The 2,854-nt window shown below is 35.2% G+C and carries 5 protein-coding genes; 3 read left to right on the forward strand and 2 right to left on the reverse strand.

Annotation, left to right across the window (positions count from 1 at the left end; all coding sequences use genetic code 11):
* Positions 1-446: 446 nt before the first annotated feature.
* Complete coding sequence (locus FTV38_RS17035; RefSeq protein ID WP_179991840.1) at positions 447-743, reverse strand: hypothetical protein; 297 nt, start codon at positions 741-743, stop codon at positions 447-449.
* Positions 744-1,080: 337 nt separating this feature from the next.
* Between FTV38_RS17035 and FTV38_RS17040 the strand changes: the two genes are divergently transcribed.
* Positions 1,081-1,458 carry a LysR family transcriptional regulator gene (locus tag FTV38_RS17040; RefSeq protein WP_257225854.1) on the forward strand — a complete coding sequence of 126 codons (378 nt, stop codon included), beginning with the start codon at positions 1,081-1,083 and terminating at the stop codon, positions 1,456-1,458.
* Between the two features lie 139 nt (positions 1,459-1,597).
* Here the strand turns inward: FTV38_RS17040 and FTV38_RS17045 are convergent, their stop codons facing one another.
* On the reverse strand, positions 1,598-2,287 hold the full coding sequence (locus FTV38_RS17045; RefSeq protein ID WP_180015719.1) for an aspartate/glutamate racemase family protein: 690 nt from the start codon (positions 2,285-2,287) through the stop codon (positions 1,598-1,600).
* Positions 2,288-2,448: 161 nt separating this feature from the next.
* Here FTV38_RS17045 and FTV38_RS17050 point away from each other — a divergent pair, with 161 nt between their 5' ends.
* Positions 2,449-2,694 carry a type II toxin-antitoxin system RelB/DinJ family antitoxin gene (locus FTV38_RS17050; protein WP_000246755.1) on the forward strand — a complete coding sequence of 82 codons (246 nt, stop codon included), beginning with the start codon at positions 2,449-2,451 and terminating at the stop codon, positions 2,692-2,694.
* On the forward strand, positions 2,684-2,854 hold a 171-nt coding region (locus tag FTV38_RS17055), incomplete at its 3' end, for a type II toxin-antitoxin system RelE/ParE family toxin (protein ID WP_373887027.1). The genes FTV38_RS17050 and FTV38_RS17055, both read left to right, overlap by 11 nt.

Raw genomic sequence — 2,854 nt, forward strand, 5'->3', positions numbered from 1 at the left:
AAGGTAAACGGTGTCATATAGCCTTTGAAAGTATTGCCAATAAAGGCTTTCAGCGTGTCTAAAAGTATTTAAAAACTTTAAAATAATTAAAAGCCCAGGCAAGGAAAAATTGCCCTTGGTTTTCGCTACGCTCAAACTCTATTGAATCTCGCTTTCGCTCGATTCGTTGGGGCAATTTTTTGGCTCATTGGGTTGTGACTTTAAGAAAAAGCAAAAGCAGCTCGGAATTCGCTTCGCTCATGAGCTTTTTACTCGCTTCGCTCGATCTAGGGTCAATTTTCTGCATGTGATTTACGCTTATTTAGGCTTCACAGCCTAAAAAGCAGTTTTTCAGGGGATCTAAGCGCGAATTTCAGCGATTTCACTCGTAGACACTCGTTCTGTACCTTTCTTTATTAATCGAGCTGTAATCGCAATTAAAGCACCTTTAAAGGCATATTATTTTTTTAAATAAGATCCTTTCCTGTTGTATGTGGATCATAAGAAAAAGAGGTTTGCTGATTTCTTCCAGCTTTGGTCTCATTTTGGGAAACTTTGATGTTTTGTGTTTTTCCCTGGTGCGGCATTTTTTCGCTGATGCCCATTTTCTGCAAATTTCTTAATAGCGCACTGTAAGAAATATTGTTGGCGAGATCTGGTAAATCTGCATGTATTTCTTTGATGGTGTAGCCTGCTTTTAACCGTTTTTCTATTTCAGGCAAAGCCGCAGTGATGAATCTTTTTGCTCCATGTCGAGTAACCATTTAGATCTCCTCATTCCTATTTTTATGCGATTAAGTGCAATTATATGCGATTAAGTGCAATTATATGCGATTAAGTGCAATTATATGCGATCAAGAGCTTTTATATGCAATTATATGCTTTTAAGTGCGATTATAAAATTTTATAAGCTTTTAATCTCTTTTATGTGCGATTATATGCGATTAAGTGCGAAACCTAATTAAGGTGAAACAGGCAAGATGTGTAATGTTGGTCAACATGCTAGCATTTTGACACCCATTACTCCTGCTTATTCGCTTTTCAAGCTCAACGTGGAATCTTGTCCTGCGGAGCTTTTGGCATAGCCAAATGACAATGGAAATGATGAAAATGAATGAAAAGAAAAAGCCAAAACGGATACGCCAAAAGATCATTAAAGTGGTCGTAACTGATGAAGAAAAAAAGCAGATTGAAGCAAATGCTGCTCAGGCTAATTTATCGGTTTCTCAATATGCACGTGATTTGGGTTTAAGCTATCAGCCCAAAAGTTTGATAGATGTTCAATCGTTTCAGGAAATTCGTAGCATAAAGGAGGATTTCAACAAGATTGGTGGTTTGTTGAAAAATCTTATGAGTGGTGAGGTGACTGATCCGAAAGAGATCCAAACAAAATTAAATGGCTTACTGTTGGACTTATCCAAAAATCAAAATTTGCTTGATCAGCTACTGACTAAAGTAAGATCCAAGATCAAGTTTTAAAAAAAGTGTATGGTCTGTTGCCTTGTATAGTGGCGTTAGCCGCCACTGCGTATAAGAGATTTTATGTTAATCAGATGATTAAAAGGCCCGTAAATAGGGCCTTTCGTATAACGTGTATTATGTTAATTTTAGAGAAACTTTATGATAAGACAAAATCTACAGCTGCTTTTGCATGTATAGAAGTAGTATCAAAGAGAGGGACTGAAAATTTAATATCTCCAATAAGCATACAAATCTCTGTGCACCCTAAGATAACTCCTTCTGCTCCAGAAGATATTAAATCTTCGACAACATTGATATATTTCTTTTGAGACTCTTTGTTTATAACCCCTAAACATAATTCATTATAAATAATATCGTGCACAACTTTTCTATTTGTTTCATTTGGCGTTATTACTTCAAGTCCTTTTTCTTCTAATCTGTTTTTATAAAAATCTTGTTCCATAGTAAAAGCTGTACCAAGCAGACCAATTTTTTTAATATTTTGACTTAAAATTTCCGTAGCTGTTGCATCGGCAATATGAATAAATGGAATAGTAGTTGAATTCTCAATATAAGAAGCCACTTTATGCATCGTATTTGTACAAAGTACAATACCATCGGCCCCTCCTTTTTCTAGTTGAATAGCTTTATCTTTTAAATAAAATCCAGCTTCATCCCAGAGTCCCTTATGTTGTAATTCTTCAATTTCAGCAAAATCAACGCTGATAAGAACAACCTTAGCAGAATGTAATTTTCCTAGCTTCATTTGAACCATTTTATTGATTTGTTGATAGTAAAGATCTGTAGATTCCCAACTCATTCCGCCTAATAAACCAATTGTTTTCAAAGTTGTGCCTTTAAGAAATTAAAAAATCTAACTTATCAATATAATTAAAAGTATCTAGTACAAAATTGCTCATATTTAACATAATGGCGGTTATACGAAGTCGACTTGTAATGCAATTTGCATTACAGTACTCCTAGTACATTAAATAACTGGGAGATATGATGGCTACTGTTAACTTCAGGATCGATGAAGCCCTTAAAGAAAAATCCTATTCCATCCTTAAAGAACAAGGTATTGCACCTACGGATTTCTTCACTAGTATTCTTGAGTATGTTGCTACGACTGGGAAACTGCCTGTCAAAAAAGCTTTGCTTTCAGAAGAAGATGAAGAATTGTTAGCTCTTGTCCGTAAGCGCATTAATGATCCTAAAGAGATGTTTGAGGAAGTCACATTAGATGACTTATAAGCTTTTACGTCACAAGGACTTTACAGCAGAATGGGAAAAACTCCCTGTTGCTATACGAGATCAATTTAAAAAGAAACTAGCCAAAGTCATAGAGCAGCCACATATTCCAAAGAATATGCTTAGAGGTGATCTTGCAGGTTGCTATAAAATCAAATTATTA

It is taken from the genome of Acinetobacter sp. YH16044 (genome assembly GCF_013417145.1).
Taxonomy (GTDB): Bacteria; Pseudomonadota; Gammaproteobacteria; order Pseudomonadales; family Moraxellaceae; genus Acinetobacter; species Acinetobacter amyesii.

Coding starts and splice junctions, on each gene's coding strand:
- FTV38_RS17035 (WP_179991840.1), bottom strand. CDS start 743: ATGGTTACTCGACATGGAGCAAAAAGATTCATCACTGCGGCTTTGCCT.
- FTV38_RS17050 (WP_000246755.1), top strand. CDS start 2,449: ATGGCTACTGTTAACTTCAGGATCGATGAAGCCCTTAAAGAAAAATCC.
- FTV38_RS17040 (WP_257225854.1), top strand. CDS start 1,081: ATGATGAAAATGAATGAAAAGAAAAAGCCAAAACGGATACGCCAAAAG.